This is a genomic window from Erythrobacter sp. S158 (assembly GCF_057364915.1).
This window is the reverse complement of the sequence record NZ_CP200279.1, coordinates 218818-233977: the sequence shown is the minus strand read 5'-3', so window position 1 is coordinate 233977 and position 15160 is coordinate 218818. Positions and strand designations below refer to the sequence as shown.

At 60.7% G+C, this 15160-nt stretch carries 16 protein-coding genes and 1 riboswitch; of the genes, 7 read left to right on the top strand and 9 right to left on the bottom strand.

What is annotated here, in order from left to right; all coding sequences use genetic code 11:
* Window positions 1-63 precede the first annotated feature (63 nt).
* The 5 genes from AC0V6T_RS01165 to mmsB are packed head-to-tail and all read left to right on the top strand — an operon-like array spanning window position 64 to window position 4352.
* Window positions 64-1209, top strand: a complete 1146-nt coding sequence (locus AC0V6T_RS01165) for an acyl-CoA dehydrogenase family protein (protein WP_486123591.1) — start codon at window positions 64-66, stop codon at window positions 1207-1209.
* Complete coding sequence (locus AC0V6T_RS01160) at window positions 1206-1598, top strand: VOC family protein (RefSeq protein ID WP_486123590.1); 393 nt, start codon at window positions 1206-1208, stop codon at window positions 1596-1598. The genes AC0V6T_RS01165 and AC0V6T_RS01160 overlap by 4 nt, the downstream gene beginning before the upstream one ends.
* The gene (locus AC0V6T_RS01155; RefSeq protein ID WP_486123589.1) at window positions 1598-2653 is read left to right on the top strand and encodes an enoyl-CoA hydratase/isomerase family protein; all 1056 of its coding nucleotides are present in this window, start codon (window positions 1598-1600) and stop codon (window positions 2651-2653) included. The genes AC0V6T_RS01160 and AC0V6T_RS01155 overlap by 1 nt, the downstream gene beginning before the upstream one ends.
* A complete protein-coding gene (locus tag AC0V6T_RS01150; RefSeq protein WP_486123587.1) occupies window positions 2653-3459 on the top strand; it encodes an enoyl-CoA hydratase-related protein in 807 nt (268 codons plus the stop codon). The genes AC0V6T_RS01155 and AC0V6T_RS01150 overlap by 1 nt, the downstream gene beginning before the upstream one ends.
* A gap of 23 nt (window positions 3460-3482) precedes the next feature.
* A complete protein-coding gene (gene mmsB / locus AC0V6T_RS01145) occupies window positions 3483-4352 on the top strand; it encodes a 3-hydroxyisobutyrate dehydrogenase (protein ID WP_486123586.1) in 870 nt (289 codons plus the stop codon).
* Here mmsB and AC0V6T_RS01140 read toward each other — a convergent pair.
* On the bottom strand, window positions 4339-5064 hold the full coding sequence (locus AC0V6T_RS01140) for an Nmad3 family putative nucleotide modification protein (protein ID WP_486123584.1): 726 nt from the start codon (window positions 5062-5064) through the stop codon (window positions 4339-4341). The two genes, mmsB and AC0V6T_RS01140, sit on opposite strands and share 14 nt — an antisense overlap.
* A gap of 90 nt (window positions 5065-5154) precedes the next feature.
* On the opposite strand from AC0V6T_RS01140, the gene AC0V6T_RS01135 reads away from it, so the two are divergent.
* Entirely contained in the window at window positions 5155-5964 is an 810-nt protein-coding gene (locus tag AC0V6T_RS01135; RefSeq protein ID WP_486123581.1) for an NTP transferase domain-containing protein, read from the top strand.
* A gap of 18 nt (window positions 5965-5982) precedes the next feature.
* Complete coding sequence (locus AC0V6T_RS01130; RefSeq protein WP_486123579.1) at window positions 5983-7278, top strand: lipopolysaccharide biosynthesis protein; 1296 nt, start codon at window positions 5983-5985, stop codon at window positions 7276-7278.
* Here the strand turns inward: AC0V6T_RS01130 and gcvPB are convergent, their stop codons facing one another.
* The 8 genes from gcvPB to AC0V6T_RS01090 form a co-directional block, all read right to left on the bottom strand.
* Window positions 7279-8847: an aminomethyl-transferring glycine dehydrogenase subunit GcvPB gene (gene gcvPB / locus AC0V6T_RS01125; protein ID WP_007165207.1), complete on the bottom strand. Its 1569-nt coding sequence runs from the start codon at window positions 8845-8847 to the stop codon at window positions 7279-7281. It abuts the gene before it with no gap.
* Window positions 8844-10220, bottom strand: a complete 1377-nt coding sequence (gcvPA, locus tag AC0V6T_RS01120) for an aminomethyl-transferring glycine dehydrogenase subunit GcvPA (protein WP_486123577.1) — start codon at window positions 10218-10220, stop codon at window positions 8844-8846. The genes gcvPB and gcvPA overlap by 4 nt, the downstream gene beginning before the upstream one ends.
* Before the next feature lie 42 nt (window positions 10221-10262).
* Window positions 10263-10634 carry a glycine cleavage system protein GcvH gene (gene gcvH / locus AC0V6T_RS01115; RefSeq protein ID WP_486123575.1) on the bottom strand — a complete coding sequence of 124 codons (372 nt, stop codon included), beginning with the start codon at window positions 10632-10634 and terminating at the stop codon, window positions 10263-10265.
* A gap of 3 nt (window positions 10635-10637) precedes the next feature.
* Window positions 10638-11786: a glycine cleavage system aminomethyltransferase GcvT gene (gene gcvT, locus AC0V6T_RS01110; protein ID WP_486123573.1), complete on the bottom strand. Its 1149-nt coding sequence runs from the start codon at window positions 11784-11786 to the stop codon at window positions 10638-10640.
* Window positions 11787-11945: 159 nt separating this feature from the next.
* Window positions 11946-12045, bottom strand: a riboswitch (glycine riboswitch).
* Between the two features lie 109 nt (window positions 12046-12154).
* The gene (gene csgH, locus AC0V6T_RS01105; RefSeq protein ID WP_486123571.1) at window positions 12155-12520 is read right to left on the bottom strand and encodes a curli-like amyloid fiber formation chaperone CsgH; all 366 of its coding nucleotides are present in this window, start codon (window positions 12518-12520) and stop codon (window positions 12155-12157) included.
* Window positions 12521-12531: 11 nt separating this feature from the next.
* Window positions 12532-13158, bottom strand: a complete 627-nt coding sequence (locus AC0V6T_RS01100; RefSeq protein ID WP_486123569.1) for a hypothetical protein — start codon at window positions 13156-13158, stop codon at window positions 12532-12534.
* 164 nt (window positions 13159-13322) lie between these two features.
* Window positions 13323-13961 carry a hypothetical protein gene (locus tag AC0V6T_RS01095; RefSeq protein ID WP_486123567.1) on the bottom strand — a complete coding sequence of 213 codons (639 nt, stop codon included), beginning with the start codon at window positions 13959-13961 and terminating at the stop codon, window positions 13323-13325.
* 75 nt (window positions 13962-14036) lie between these two features.
* Window positions 14037-15044 carry a hypothetical protein gene (locus AC0V6T_RS01090; RefSeq protein ID WP_486123565.1) on the bottom strand — a complete coding sequence of 336 codons (1008 nt, stop codon included), beginning with the start codon at window positions 15042-15044 and terminating at the stop codon, window positions 14037-14039.
* Window positions 15045-15160 lie beyond the last annotated feature (116 nt).

The following is a 15160-nucleotide window of genomic DNA, read 5'->3' as shown; positions in this document are numbered from 1 at the left end:
CACTGCCAGCTCTTGCGCGGATCGCACTTTTCTAAGCCGCGCTCAGGAGCTAAATGGCCTCCCATGACAGGACAATTCGCACTCACTGACGACCAGCTCGCCATTCAGGAAATGGCGCAGCGCTTCACCGCCGATAACATCACGCCGCATGCCGGCGAATGGGACGAGAAGCACATCTTCCCTATCGATACGATCAAGCAGAGCGCCGAACTCGGCTTTGGCGCGATCTACGTGTCGGAAGAAAGCGGCGGGATCGGCCTTGGACGCCTTGAGGCGGCGCTGATCATGGAAGCGATGGCCTATGGCTGCCCGTCGACCAGCGCCTTCATCTCGATCCACAATATGGCCGCATGGATGATCGACCGCTTCGGTTCGCAGACGGTGAAGGACAAGTATCTTCCCGACCTCGTGGGAATGAACAAGATCGCAAGCTACTGCCTGACCGAGCCGTCGAGCGGCTCTGATGCAGCAGCGCTCAAGACCACGGCCAAGCGCGACGGCGACCACTACGTCCTCAACGGCACCAAGCAGTTCATTTCGGGCGCAGGCTCGAATGAGGTCTATGTTGCGATGGTACGCACCGGCGAAGACGGGCCGAAAGGCATCACTTGCATGGTGATCGAGAAGGACTTCGAAGGCGTGAGCTTCGGAGCGAATGAGAAGAAGCTTGGCTGGCACTCGCAGCCCACCGCGCAGCTGATCCTTGAGGACGTGCGTGTGCCGGTCGAAAACCTCGTCGGCGGCGAAGGCGAAGGCTTCCGCATTGCGATGATGGGCCTCGACGGTGGACGCCTGAACATCGGCGCGTGCTCGCTCGGTGGTGCACAGCGCTGCCTGGATGAAGCAGTCCGTTACACCAAGGAACGCTCGCAGTTCGGCAAGGCGGTGGCCGAATTCCAGAACACCCAGTTCACCCTCGCCGACATGGCGACCGATCTCGAGGCGGCCCGCGCGCTTCTCTACCTCGCAGCAGCGAAGGTCACGGAAAACGCGCCCGACAAGACGCGCTTCTCCGCCATGGCAAAGCGGCTCGCGACCGACAACGGCTCGTCCGTGGTCGACCGCGCGCTGCAACTGCATGGGGGCTACGGCTACCTTCAGGACTACCCTATCGAGCGGTTCTGGCGCGACCTGCGCGTGCACTCGATCCTTGAGGGCACCAACCAGATCATGCGCATGGTCGTGGGCCGCGACCTGCTGCGTCAGTGACCACGCTAAGCCTAGCGACGATCACTCTCGTCGTCCCGGAATATGATGCCGGCATAGCGTTCTATTGTGGCCGGCTCGGCTTCGAGCTGGCTCAGGATACCGATCTGGGCGATGGAAAGCGCTGGGTTGTCGTCGCTCCGGGCCGAGGCGCTCGGCTGCTGCTCGCCAAGGCATCGGGTGACGACCAGCTCGCGGCGATCGGGAACCAAGCCGGAGGGAGGGTTGCCTTCTTCCTCGAAACCGACAACTTCACAAAGACTTACGAGCATTTCTCGCGCGCAGAGGTAAATTTCCTCGAACAGCCGCGCGAAGAACCCTATGGCAAGGTGGTTGTCTTCAGCGATCCGTTCGGAAATCGCTGGGACCTGATAGAACCGAAAGACACATGATGACCGACGACGTCCTCATCCGTACCAACGGCCCAATCGGCCACATCTCTTTGAACCGGCCCAAGGCGCTTCATGCGCTCACTCTCGATATGTGCCACGCGATGAGCGCGGCTCTGTCTGAGTGGGCAAAGGATGACGCGATTGAGGCCGTTATCCTCGACCATCACGAAGGGCGAGGGTTTTGCGCAGGCGGTGACATCAACCTGCTGCGCGAATCCGCTCTGAATGATGGCGGCGTCAGTGGTCGCAGGTTCTTCCACGACGAATACCAATTGAACCATCAGATGTTCACTTACGAAAAGCCGATCGTCGCTTTCAAGGATGGGATCACGATGGGCGGCGGCGTCGGTATCGCACTTCCCTGCAAATTCCGTGTCGCGACCGAGAACACGCGTTTTGCCATGCCGGAAACAGGTATTGGTCTGTTTCCGGATGTTGGCGGCGGTTGGTACCTCTCGCGCCTGGGCGGCCGCTTGGGCCAGTTTCTCGCACTGACCGGAGCAAGGCTGGACGGCGCAGAAACGCTGTGGACCGGTCTCGCAACACACTATCTACCCAGCGACATGCTCGAAGACATCAAGGCCCGCATTGTTGAGCGTCCGGGCCGCATCTCTGGCATCTTGTCCGAACCTGTCGGCACTCCTCCCGAGGCTCGGATCGAGAAGAACGCGCTCAAGATCGCCAAGCACTTCGCCAGCGACACCTATGAGGACATTCTGGCGAGCCTCGAAGCTGCGATCGAAGACGGCGATGACTGGGCGCAAAAGGAACGCGACACGCTTGGCACCAAGAGCCCGCAGACCTGTAAGGTCGCGCTTCGCCAGCTTGCAACCAGTGCGACGCTCACTGATTTTGCCGACAACATGGCGATGGAATATCGCATCGGCAGCCGCGTTCTGGTGCGCCCGGATTTTGCCGAGGGCGTGCGCGCGGTGATCGTCGACAAGACACACGACCCAAAATGGGATCCCGCCACACCTGAGGATACGAGCGAGGAACTGATCGACAGCATTTTCGCTCCGCTCCCGGCTGATGAAGAATGGAAACCCCTCTAATGACCGAGACCCAAGGCTACGAAACGATCCAGGTTGAGACCGACGCCCATGGCACGAAGGGCGTGACGCTGATCACGCTCGATCGTCCCAAGGCACTCAATGCGCTCAATTCCAAGGTGCTTGATGAGCTTCTGTGCGCCTTCGCGGGTTATCAGGCGGACGATAGCCAGCTTTGTGCCGTTATCACTGGCTCGGGCGACAAGGCATTCGCAGCAGGCGCTGACATCAAGGAAATGTCAGAAAAGCCCGCTTCGGACTTCTATCTCGACGACTTCTTCTCACCGTGGACGAGCGAGATCGTAAAGAAGACTCGCAAGCCTTGGATTGCCGCGGTCAACGGGTTTGCACTTGGCGGCGGGTGCGAGCTTGCGATGATGGCAGACTTCATCATCGCCTCGGACAACGCGAAGTTCGGCCAGCCCGAAATCAAGCTCGGTGTTGCCCCAGGCATGGGCGGTTCGCAGCGCCTTACCCGCGCAATCGGCAAGTCCAAGTCCATGGAAATGTGCCTAACCGGCCGGATGATGAGCGCCGAGGAAGCTGAGCGTGCGAACCTCGTCGTGCGCGTGGTGCCTCAGGCTGATTTGCTCGCCGAGACGCTCAAGACGGCAGCCACAATCGCCAGCATGCCGTCTATGGCAGCCATCGCGAACAAGGAGATGGTGAATGCCGCGTTTGAAACGACGCTCGACCAGGGCCTGATCATGGAGCGCCGCATCTTCCAGATCCTCACCGCAAGCGAGGACAAGGCAGAAGGTATGGCAGCTTTCATCGAAAAGCGCGAAGGTAACTGGAAAGGGCGCTAAGCCCAAACCAGCGGGAGAGAGACATGACGATCGCATTCATCGGCCTTGGCAATATGGGCGGCGGGATGGCCGCGAACCTTGTGAAGGCTGGCCACCACGTGCGGGCCTTTGACCTCAGCGAAGACGCACTAGGCGCGGCGAAGGACGCTGGTTGCGAAACCTTCACCAGCGCGCGCGAGGCAGTTGAAGGTGTCGACGCGGTCGTCTCGATGCTGCCCAATGGTGCGATCGTCAAAAGCGTCTACCTCAACGACGTAATCGGTCATGCGCCCCACGCTGCGACCCTTATCGACTGCTCCACCATCGACGTTGCCACCGCGCGAGAAGTGGCCGATGCCGCTCATGCCGAGGGCTACAAGATGGTCGACGCGCCAGTCTCTGGCGGTATTGCAGCAGCCAACGGCGGAACCCTGACCTTCATGGTCGGCGGCGAACATCATGCATTCGAAGCCGCAGAGCCGATCCTTTCGGCCATGGGCAAGGCAGTGATCCACGCAGGCAGCGTGGGAGCGGGCCAGACCGCCAAGATCTGCAACAACATGCTGCTCGCGATCACTATGATCGGCACGTCCGAAGCTATGAAGATGGCTGAAAAACTCGGCCTTGATCCGCAGAAATTCTACGAGATCAGCTCCCAATCCTCCGGCTACAACTGGTCGCTCAATGCTTACACGCCGCTGCCCGGCGTGGGTGTCGAAAGCCCCGCGGACAACGACTACAAAAGCGGCTTTGCAACCCCTTTGATGGTCAAGGACCTGCGGCTCGCAATGGAGGCTGCGGAGACCGCCGATGCAGCTGTCCCGCTTGGCTCGCGCGCGGCTGCGCTCTACGAGGATTTCCTTGGGGCGGGCAACGAAGCCCTCGATTTCTCGGCGATCATCAAGACCTATTGATCTCTTCGATCACGCTCTCAAGCCATTCGCGCGGCGCCTTACGGCGACCAATATCGGCGACGAATTCCTGACCGCGTGCAACGCTCTTTAGCCTGCCGCCACGCAGCCACCGATCTTCTCGGTCGTGGTACGATAAGCCGCCACGCTTAAGCCACTCGGGTCGGTGCCAAAGGCTTGGCGGACCGTCCGGCACCGTCAGACGCAGCGCATCGCTTGCAATGTTCGCCTGCCTCCCCTCACCGCGCCAGATGACATCGTTGCGATGATGAAGCGCCAATGCGTGCGGGTGAGCTATGTCGGTGAGCTCGTCAGGAACCTGCTGGGTCAGGGGAACAACTTCCGCAACCCGAAGGTAGCCAAAAATCCTGTGGTGAGGTTCACGCGTCTGCTCATCTGCAAACAGTCCGAAAAACACGAAAACATCGCCCAAAGTGACGCCCTGGCGCTCAAGATGCGTTTGCGCTGCGCCGCATTGCCCGAAGACACAGGTTCCATCTGCCAGAAACATCGGATCGTGGTGGCACAGGTCACTTGCGCCCAGTTTCCCGCGGCTTGCCGTTTTCGCCAGCGAGCCAAGCCCAAGATCGCCATAAGTCGTCTTGCTCGCAGCTCCTGCCGGGATGGGCAAGCTGACCGGCCTGCCTCCGACAATCGGCGACGGACCGCCCCCGGCGCTGGAATCGAACCCCTTGCGTGAGAAGATGATGCGCATGGCCGCCCCTTTGCCACGCGACAAAAAGTTGCACAAACGAACGCTTTCCTTGCTTTGCGCACAAGTCCGAATGGCGCTAAAGGCGCGGCCATGACACAGGAAAACAAAATCACCGCGCTCATCATGGCGGGCAAGCGTTCGGGCCGGCTTGACCCGCTCGCGGCCAATGCAGGCGTTTCGCAAAAAGCGGTCGTGCCGGTGCTCGGCGTTCCGATGGTCGAGCGCGTGGTCCAGCAGGTTGCTGCGTGCGAGCTGATTGGCGACATTCGCATAGTCGCGCACGAACCCGATGAAATTGCAGCGCTCCCGACCATCGCTGCGCTGCTGGATGAGGGGCGCCTCAAGTTCGCTGAAGGCAAGTTCAACATTGTCGACAGCGTAATTTCCGGCGCGGAAGACGTGACCTTCCCGATGCTCATCACGACCGCAGACAACTGCCTCGTGACGCCAGAAGGGTACAGCGAGTTCATCACCAAATGCCTCTCCAAAGAGGCGGGTGCCGCAGCGGGACTCGCGCGAAAGGAGGACGTTATCGCGGCCGACCCGGAGGGGCAGAAAAAGTTCTACCAGTTCCGCGACGGAGGATTCTCCAACTGCAACCTCTATTGGCTGGGCAGCGAGAAGGCACTGAGCGCAGCCGAGATCATGCGCGGCGGCGGTCAATTCGTGAAATTCCCGAGCCGCATCATCAAGGCGTTCGGCCTCATGAACCTGATCCGGTTCCGCCTTGGCACCGGTTCGAAAGAGAAGCTTTTCGAGCAGGCATCGGGCCGCTTCGGGGTAAAGCTTGTGCCAGTCGAGCTTTCGAATGGGCAGTACGCCATCGACGTCGACAACCAGCGCACCTTTGACGTCACCGAGCGTCTTTTGCAAAAGCGCGGGGAGCAAGAAGCGGCCTAAGCGCCGGATGATCCGCAGATGAAGCGTCTTTTCACCAATATGGGCTGGCTGCTCGGTGGGCGCGGCATCAATGCGGTCCTGAGCCTCGTTTACCTAGCCTTGGCGACGCGGACGCTGGGGCTCGAGGGTTTCGGCTATTTCGCGGCAATCGTCGCGTTGGGGCAGGCGGTAACCGGGCTCGCGAATTTCCAGACATGGCAGTTTATCGTGCGCTGGGGAGCCAATGGCGAAGGGGCGAGCGAGGCGACCGGCTTCGCTATCGCGCTCGACACACTCTCAGTGATCATGGGGACGGTTTTCGCCGCCCTGCTGGTCTGGAGCGCACCCTTGTGGCTTCCGCTCCCACAAGAGCTGCTGTGGCTTACGTTCGGCTATTGTGTCGTGTCGCTGCTCTCGATCCGCACCACACCAACCGGGCTGTTGAGGCTGCGGTTCAAATACGCGACTGCAACCGCAGCAGAAGCGGTGCAGCCGATTATCAGGGCAAGCGGCGCTGTCCTTGCATGGCTTTTCATGCCGACAGTCACCGGCTTCATTCTAGCTTACGCTGTATCGGAGGTGGCAGTCGCCGCTGCGCTATGGGTCGCGGCGGCCCGGGCCGAGCGGATCGACCTTAGCGCGTACAGCTTCACCCGCATTCCTGCCAAGCACAAGGACGCCTGGCGTTTCGTGTGGTCTACCAACATGTCGGGCAGCCTCACCATCGCTGGCAAGCAAGTGATCATCCTGTTGGTCGGAACCTTCGGCGGTGCCGCACTGCTCGGAGGATTCCGCGTGGCGAGCCAGCTGGGCCAAGCACTGGTCGAACTTGCCAAGACTATCTCGAAAGCGATCCTGCCAGAGCTTGTCCATGCGAAAGACGATGCGCTCTACATGGCGCGGCGAATGGCCAACATAGCTCTGATCGGCGGTGTGCTCGCGGTTCTCGTTGCGCTGTTCTTTGGCCGTTGGGGCCTTGATCTGCTAGCAGGCGGGGAATTCAACGGGTTCTATTGGGCTATGGTCATTCTGGCGATTGCCGGCGCCGTTGAGCTGGTCGGTGCGAGCCTCGAATCGCTGCTCGTGTCGGCGGGACGTGCGGGCACGGCATTCGTGGTGCGCGCGGTCCCGACTATTCTAGCGCTACTGCTGCTTGATGTCGCAATCGACTGGAACGGCGCCAAAGGCGCAGCATTCGCGGTGTTGGGTTCCAGCTCGCTTGCGGTAATCGGCTTTTACGTCGCGATCCTCAACATGCAGCAGATCCGGATTACGCTTGAACCCGACGAGGGCGCAGAAATCCCGCCCTCGCCCAGCTCCGGCTCTGGTTCCTGATCAGCCCTCGGGCTCTTGCCAGGAAAGCTTCGGCTTACGCGCGGCTGCCGTCTCATCGAGCCGGCGACGCGGTGCATAATAGGGCGCCTGCTTCAATGTTTCATCGCCAGCCTTCGCACGCTCGGCAACGCTGCGGATAGCGGTGATGAACTGATCGATCGCGGCCTTGCTTTCCGTTTCGGTCGGCTCGATCAGCATCGCGCCATGAACCACAAGCGGGAAATAGACCGTCATCGGGTGGTAGCCCTCGTCGATCAGACCCTTTGCAAGATCGAGCGTGGTGAGGCCGTTTTCGAAGCCTTTGTCACCGAACAACGCTTCGTGCATGCACGGGCCGCTATCCGCAAAGGGTGCGTAGAGCGAGCCCTCTAGATTGCGCAGGATGTAGTTGGCATTGAGCACGGCATCCTCGGCGACCTGCTTGAGTCCGTCTGCGCCGTGGCTGAGCATGTAGGTGAGAGCGCGGGTGAACATGCCCATCTGACCATGGAATGCGGTCATCCGGCCAAAGGTCTGCCCGCGCGATTCCTCGCGCGCTTCCTCTTCGACAAGCTCATAGGTGCCGTCTTCGTGCTTGCGGACGAATGGCAATGGAGCGAAAGGCTCTAGAGCCTCCGAGAATACGACCGGGCCTGATCCGGGCCCACCGCCGCCATGCGGGGTCGAGAAAGTCTTGTGCAGGTTAATGTGCATCGCATCGACACCGAGATCGCCCGGACGCACGCGCCCGACGATCGCGTTGAAGTTCGCGCCATCGCAATAGACGTATCCACCTGCTTCGTGGACCGCATCGGCGATCTCTCTGAAGTCCTTTTCGAACAGGCCGCAGGTATTGGGATTGGTGATCATCACCGCCGCGACGTCCGGCCCCAGGCGCTCCTTGAGCTTGGCTACGTCAACGCGGCCCTCCTCGGTCGCGGGAATATCTTCAACGCGGTAGCCAGCGAAGGCCGCCGTCGCAGGGTTAGTGCCATGAGCGCTCTCAGGAACCAGAACAACCTCGCGAGCATCACCTCGTGCCTCATGTGCAGCGCGGATGGCAAGGATGCCGCACAATTCGCCGTGAGCGCCCGCCTTCGGGCTCATCGCCACAGCAGGCATCCCGGTGAGGGTCTTGAGCCAGTCACCCAGCTCGTAGATCACCTCCAGCGCGCCCTGCACGCTGTTCTGTGGTGCAAGCGGGTGGATGTCGGCATAGCCGGGCAGCCGCGCCATTTTCTCGTTCAGGCGCGGATTGTGCTTCATCGTGCAGCTGCCGAGCGGAAAGAAGCCGAGGTCGATCCCGTAATTTTGGCGGCTCAGGCGCGTGTAATGACGCACCGTTTCAGGCTCGGTAAGGCCGACGAGACCGATCGGCTCGGAACGCGTGAGCGAGCCGAGGCGCGAGGGCGCTTCGGGATCGATCTCGGGCAGATCGACGCCGGTCGTTTCGGTGTGTCCGATTTCGAAGATCAGCGGTTCTTCGAGCATCAGCGCGCGATTGCCGGTCGTGGTTTCGGGACCGTTGTGCAGGCCATCTTCAGCGACGGTCATTTCGGGCTTCCAGCCAGATTTGTTAGGCGCGTTCATTGTGCGACCTCCTTCACGCTGGCTTCGAGCTCTCGGGCGAGCGTCTCGATGTCTTCTTCGGTTGTGGTTTCGGTCACTGCGACCAGCAGCGCGTGTTCAAGCGCCTCGACACCCGGATAGAGCCTCCCAAGCGAAACGCCGCCAAGGACGCCACGATCGGCCAGATCACGCACAATCTCGCGTGCAGGCTTGCCATCGAGCATGAGAGTGAATTCATTGAAGAACGCATTGTTCAGCAGCTTGACGCCGGGCACCTTCTCCAAGCGGTCAGCCGCAAGGCAAGCAAGGCGGTGGTTCTCGGCAGCGAGTTCGCGCAGCCCCTTTTCGCCAAGCAATGTCATGTGAACACTGAATGCGAGCGCGCACAATCCGCTGTTGGTGCAGATGTTCGAAGTCGCCTTTTCGCGCCGGATATGCTGCTCACGGGTGGACAAGGTCAGAACGAAGCCGCGCTTGCCTTCTGCATCGGTCGTTTCACCGCACAGACGTCCGGGCATCTGGCGCACATGCTTGGGATCGCGGACGGCGAAGAGACCAAGATAAGGTCCGCCAAACTGCAGTCCGACGCCGATCGACTGGCCCTCGCCCACGACGATGTCAGCACCCATTTCGCCCGGAGCCTTGATCGCTCCAAGAGCCACGGGTTCGGTGTTAACCACAACCAGCAGCGCGCCGACCGCATGGGCGGCTTCCGCGACAGGCGTCAGATCGCTGATCCGCCCCAGAATGTCCGGGTACTGGACGACCACGCAGGCGGTGTCTTCGTCGATCCGCGCGGTGAGGCCATCAAGGTCGGGCTCGGGCTGGATCGCCGGGGCACTGTCGGCGATCACATCGCCAGTGAAATGCGCCATCGTGCGCACCACTTCCGAATAGTGCGGATGCAGTGCGCCCGAAAGTACCGCGCGCTTCTTGCGGGTGACGCGGGTCGCCATCGCAACCGCCTCCCAGCACGCGGTCGAACCGTCATAAAGAGAGGCGTTGGCTACAGCGCAGCCGTAGAGCCGAGCCACCTGGCTCTGGAACTCGAACAGCATCTGCAGCGTGCCCTGCGCGATTTCAGGCTGATAAGGTGTGTAGGCCGTCAGGAACTCGCCGCGCTGAATGATGTGATCGACGCTGGCCGGTACATGGTGACGATACGCGCCTGCCCCGAGGAAGAAAGGCGCATCGCCCGCCGCAAGGTTCTTGGCCGCGCGCACCTTCATGTGGCGTTCGACCGCCATCTCGCTTGCATGCATCGGCAGGTCGCGGATCGGACCATCAAGCCGGGCCACTTCGGGCACGTCTACGAAAAGGTCGTCGATCGAACCCGCGCCAATCTTGGCGAGCATTTCAGTGCGGTCGGTATCAGTGAGCGGGAGGTAGCGCATTGGGGAATTCCTCAGGTGAGCCTAACGGCTCGGGTCACACGGTTACAGGCTGTCTACAAAAGCCTTGTAGCCCTTTTCATCCATCAGGCCTTCGAGCTCGGAATTGTCGCCGATGGTCATGCGAAAGAACCAGCCTTCCTCTTCCGGCGAAGAGTTCACAAGCGCAGGGTCTTCTTCGAGGGCGCCGTTGGTCTCGGTCACTTCGCCCGATATCGGAGCGTAGACATCACTCGCCGCCTTGACGCTCTCGACCACTGCCGCATCGCCGCCCTTGTCGAGCATCGTGCCGACACCGGGCAATTCGACAAAGACGATATCGCCCAGCTGTTCCTGAGCGTAGTCGGTGATGCCAACCGTGGCGCTCTCGCCCTCGACATCGATCCATTCGTGTTCATCGGTAAAGTAGCGCGGCATAGGTCAGTTTCCCCTGAAGTAGCGATGCGGGACAAACGGCATTTGTGTTACGGATGCCGGAAGGCGGCGGTTGCGAACTTCGCATTCCAATTCGGTGCCGGGCGCGGCGAGCGCCGCGTCGACGAAAGCCATGGCGATAGGATGGCCAAGCGTCGGTGAAAAACCGCCGCTGGTGACGATTCCGACTTTCTGGTCGCCGTGGAAGACTACGGCGCCCTCACGTGCCGGCAGACGTCCGTCAAGTTTCAGGCCCACGCGGCGCTGGGCGAGCGTGCCTGCCTCGAGGTCGGCAAGTCGCCCTGCGACCGCCATGTTCCCGGCATACCCGCCGATCTCGCGGCGCTTCTTCGACAGCGCGAATGTCAGGTCTGCTGTGACCGGATCGGTGTCGGTGGTCAGATCGTGGCCATAGAGTGGAAGACCGGCTTCAAGGCGAAGGCTGTCACGCGCGCCGAGACCGGCGGGCTTGACCCGCTCATCGGCCATGAGCGCGTCAGCAAGGGCAGCGACCTTGTCTTCGTGGACAGCGATCTCGAAACCATCTTCGCCGGTATAGCCAGCGCGGCTGACCCAGATGTGGGCACCGTCCCATTCGAAGAGGCCAGCGGTCATAAAGGTCAGTGCGCCGGTCCCGGGGACCAGCTCCTCAAGCACCGCTCCGGCCTTCGGTCCTTGCAAGGCAAGCAGAGCAAAATCATCGAAGTGAGTGAGCGTTATGTCGTCATCAAGATGTTCGCGAAGGTGAGCGATGTCGTCCCACTTGCAAGCTCCGTTGACCACGAGCGCGAGGTGCGGGCCGGTGTTGGTCACCATCAGGTCATCAATGATCCCGCCCGCTTCGGTCAGGAGAAACGAGTAGCGCATCTTGCCGGGCTTCAAGTTGGTGATCGCGCCGGGCAGCAGCTTTTCGAGTTCGCGCGCGGCTAGCGTGGGATCATCTTGCGGGGACTTGAGAGCAAGCTGACCCATATGCGAGACGTCGAACAGGCTCGCGCTGTTTCGCGTCCATTCATGCTCGGCGACGATGCCGTCATACTGGATCGGCATCTCATAGCCCGCAAAGGGCACCATGCGTGCGCCGCGTTCGCGATGCCACGCATCGAGAGGCAAGGTCCCCAACGGGATTTCCTCAGGCAATTCTTCTTCGCTCAAATCAGGTCCCCGAACAGGCAATCAAACGCTCCGAATTGAAGCGAGTTCCTGCCCCCTCTGTCGGGTAAACCTGAGAGCTTAGCCGCGGCGAGATATGCGCGGCCTTCCCCTTCGGTGGCGACGAACCAGTGCGGTCCGCAGCGCTTTCCAGAGTGCCTATGCCTTTTCGCGGTCCATTTGCCTGAGAGTTTCCGGGGCGGTTGCTCCTTCGGCGCCGGATCCGGGCATAGCCCGGACCAGTCTCTCCCGCGAAAGACGCCGGAATCACTCCCGGCAGGCGCGCTCTATGTTGCGGATGCGAAAAGAAGCGTCAATCGCCGGATTGATCATTGGGCAAATAATTATGCACAAAGTGCGCAATCAGGGTTTCAACCTTGCGCGCAGGCCCCGGCGGTAAGCGTGTATTGCTCTCCATTCGCCTCAGTCACGTCAACGGTCGCGCACCAGCTTTCGGCGAAGCTCGTTTTCAGCCTTGAGAGCACATGCCTCTCGCCGGCATTGACGCTGGTGCTTCCAGCATGGCGAGCGGTCGAGGAACCTGTGAGCTTGAGCTTGTAGTCGACCTTCTGACTGGTTGCGGAATCGGCGATGAGCTCGATCTCCACACTGCCCGCCAGTTCCGCGACCTCAAGCGTCAGCGCCCTGTCCTGGTATCCCATGCTCTTCGCTCCTGCAAAGCTACCGATAGCCAGCAAGGGCAGAAGCGCGAGCAATCGGGTAAGCGGTTTGCGCATCAAGCCTAGCCTCAATTGCCGCCCAGCTGCGTGACAATTGCGTTCACCACAGCCTGGGTTTCTGGCGAGAGACCGTCGACGCCGTCGCCCTCTGCTGCAGTCGCTTGCGCATCGCTCAGCGTTTGTTGGCTGAGCGCAACCGATGCAACGGCTTGGTCTGAGAAACTCTGTGCACGTCCCGTATTTTGAGCGAGCCGCGAGATTGCCGATTCGAGCGTCGCGATGCGGTCGCTGTCGAAACGTCCACCCAAAAGCGTATCTTCGGCAGAGGCAGTGCGGCGTTGCCCGAATTCGGCTGAGCGCGTTTCAATGCGATCTTCGCAAAGCGCGCGGATGGCCTCGATATTGTTGGCTTGTTCGCAAATATCCGTGCCCTCGACCGCCTCGAGAAGGACCTGCCGTTCTGCCGGGCTCAATTGTGCGAGAGCTTCTGCGGGCTGCCCATCGGACAACTGGTCCACGTCGCGGGCGCCTTCGCCCCTGGATACCTGCGCGAGTTCGCCTTGCGCTGCGGCGGCGCGTTGACGCGCAAACTCTTCTTCCTGCGCGGCTCGAGCCCGCGCTTCGGCGACGGATTGCGGGGTGATCTGGTCCGGGAAGTAAACTGGCGAGCCGATCTGCTGGACTGGCTGTGCCACAGGCTCAACCTCTGAGGATCGCTCGGGAGCCTGATTCACAAACGCGCTTTCATCGCGCGGAACATCGTTGGGATTTGCCTGAGCGAGCGCATGTCCGGGCATAGCAAGAGCGAGCCCAAAAAGGGCCAGACAATTGGCAGGCCGGGCACACGAGTTCGTCAGGGCTATCCTCCGTTGGTTTGCAGGATAAACATGGTCTGGCCGCCCGTCTGTTCAACAGCCATATCAGACAGGCCAGAGCCATCCTGCACCCACTCAAGCCGGTTACCCGAATTGAGCTGGGATGCGGTCATTGTATTGTTATTTCCATTCTGCACAAGTCGCGCCTGATTGTCCGAGCCATCCTGGACAAGGCCGATCATGTTGCCATTTCCCGACTGAGCAATTTCGGCTGCTGTTCCCAGCAGGCCGTTATCGGTCTGTGAAAGCAGGATCGTGTTGCCGTCGCCCTGCTGAATGAGGTTGGCAACCGCCTCGCCATCGCCCGACTGAGCGACTTCGGCAGTATTACCAGCGCCGTCCTGTCCAAGCACGGCGATGTGCGAGCCATCGTCGTTCTGCTCAAGCGTGGCTTCGTTGTCGCTGCCTTCCTGCCGGACTTCCGCGGTCTGAGTGTTGGACGACTGCTCAATCGTCGCTTCGTGGCGCTCACCGATCTGTTCAACAAAGACGTTGAAGTTGCTCGTCGATGGCGTCTCGACAGGCGTGAAGGTCTGCGCCGAAAGCGGGGCCGTGATAAATGCGGCGCCGAGAAGAAGCGGTACCGCTGCTGCCGTCGTGGATCGGATCAAACGCTTTTTCATACTACACCTTGGCATTCTCTGATGGGATGCCGGACGAGCCCCCCGCCCGCCCGGCATGCCTAACTCAACAGCCTATCAGGGGGTGCCCTGCGTAACGGTAGCGATCGAGCCGGTACCGCTTTGGGTTACGAAGGACGAGCTGCCGTCATACTGGGTGACGAAAGCCTGATGGTCGCTTCCGTTCTGAGTGATGCGGCTGAAATTTCCGTCGGTGCCAAACTGGTCGACATCTGCAAGGTTGTTGCCGCCTGCAGCTTGATCATTCTGGTAGATCTCGCTGAAGTTATCGTCACCGTCTTGGTTGACCAGCGCGTCGTTGTCGGCGCTGAGTGCACCCGAACCCTGAACTACGAGAGCGAAGTTGCCGAAAGTGGCGCCGCCGCTGCTGTCCTGGTCGATGTCCGCAAACTGATCGGTGCCGCCCTGAACGACTGAACCGAAGTTCAGGTCACCGATCTGATCGATCGTGGCAATGCCGCCGTCGGAGTCCGTAACGGTGCCAGGTGCGATGCCGCGGATCGTATCGGTAAACACGGTCGTGCGCCCCTGAACGATCGCTGCGTCATTGAGGAAACCATCGGTCTGGACAATGGTCGCAGTGTTTGCTCCGCCACCCACAGCACCAGTCTGTTCGATTGTGGCGAAGCTGAAATCTGTGAGTGCATTCTGCCCGATGGTGGCACTTCCACCGGCTTCGTTGCCAACCTGATCGATGTCAGCAAGTGAATTGACCCCGTCCTGCACCACAGTTGCCGTCACTCGAGCAGCGTTGGTCGCGCTCGTGTCCTGGGTAACGAAAGCGAAGTTTTCGGTCCCGGTTTGATCGACCGTCACAAGATTGCCGGGAGCAGCGAATGTGCCCGTCTGGCTGACATCCGCAACGTTGCCGGTACCGGTCTGATCGACCGTTGCATCGTTCTCTTCGCCCGTCTGCTCGACGAGCGAGCAATTGTTGATGCCAGCCGGGCAACCAGCCGGAGTGTCAGCCGCCGGAACGGGACCGTTGCCAGCATTTTGAGCCATTGCCGGGGCGGCAAATGCCAGTGCAGCGATCGATGCACCTGCGAGAATTACCTTCTTCATTATTCTTCCTCACGGAGTCAGGTTGAAGCCAAATTCGTTCGGGCTTTTTTGAGCGAGGGCCCTGAGCTTTCTTCCGATGGGGACGCCGAGACGCCCCCATCAGAATCTTTATGCCA